This is a genomic window from Moorena sp. SIO3I8, from assembly GCF_010692325.1.
Lineage (GTDB): Bacteria > Cyanobacteriota > Cyanobacteriia > Cyanobacteriales > Coleofasciculaceae > Moorena.
The window spans coordinates 1-1,064 of record NZ_JAAHHW010000481.1 but is presented as its reverse complement, the minus strand read 5'-3'; the positions used below and the strand labels follow the sequence as shown (position 1 = coordinate 1,064).

Below are 1,064 nucleotides of genomic sequence, written 5' to 3'. Positions count from 1 at the left end.
ATCTGCATGGTAACCTCCTGAAATTAGGTTTATTGTTGGAATCTCTAATTATTGCTTGAGATTCCTAGTACGATCACCTATCCGACTACTTAGATTCTCATTATGCCTAATTGTGCTCGACGAATCTGCCTGACTATTTAGGGCCATTAGAGCGAGCGAAGTTGCGAATGTAATTAGCAATCAACTCTAGATCTTCCTCAAGGGCAAAATGACCGGTATCTAGGATATGGAATTCAATGTTATTGAGATCTCGCTTGTAGGGATGGGCTCCTTCTTCGGGAAAAATGTAGTCACCTTTGCCCCAAACAATTAGGGTTGGAGGTTGAAACTGACGGAAATATTCCTGCCATTGTGGGTAGAGAGTCGGGTTAGTACCGTAGCTGTAAAACAGTTCTAATTGAATTTCTTTGTTGCCAGGACGGTCGAGCAAATATTGGTCGTGGAACCAATTGTCTGGAGCAATGGCTTCTGGATTGCGAACTCCATTAGTGTATTGCCACTTAGTCGATTCGAGGGTTAGAAAATCCGCTAGAACTTGAGCATTTTCAGGAGTTTTGTCTTGCCAGTAAGCTTTGAGTGGTTCCCAAAACTCTCGCAAACCTTCCTCATAGGCATTACCATTCTGCACAATCAGCCCTAGCACTTTATTGGGATATTTGCTGGCTAGACGGTAGCCTACTGGTGCGCCATAGTCCATCACATACAGAAAGTATTGTTGTAAATCCAATTTAATCGTCAACTTTTCGACGATATCTGCTAACTTATCAAAGCTATAGTCAAATTCATCAACTTTCGGCATGGAACTAGCCCCAAAACCAGGATAATCTGGGGCAATCAGGTGGAATTCGTCTGCAAGGGCGGGAATTAGATTTCGGAACATGTGGGAAGAAGTAGGAAATCCATGTAACAAGAGGATGGTAGGGGCGTTTTTGGATCCAGCTTCCCGATAGAAAATATCAAGTCCATCAATCTCAATAGTTTTGTGCATTGTGGTGTTTAGGTTAGTCATGATGAATACCTTACTTGGTGATAATTGATTGAGTTATTACAGTTCAAACTAGATG

Annotated in this window: 1 protein-coding gene; it reads right to left on the bottom strand. The window is 42.0% G+C overall.

Translation table 11 applies throughout. The features are described from left to right. Window positions 1-133: 133 nt before the first annotated feature. Window positions 134-1,009: an alpha/beta hydrolase gene (locus tag F6K51_RS38050; protein WP_293031547.1), complete on the bottom strand. Its 876-nt coding sequence runs from the start codon at window positions 1,007-1,009 to the stop codon at window positions 134-136. Window positions 1,010-1,064: the final 55 nt, after the last annotated feature.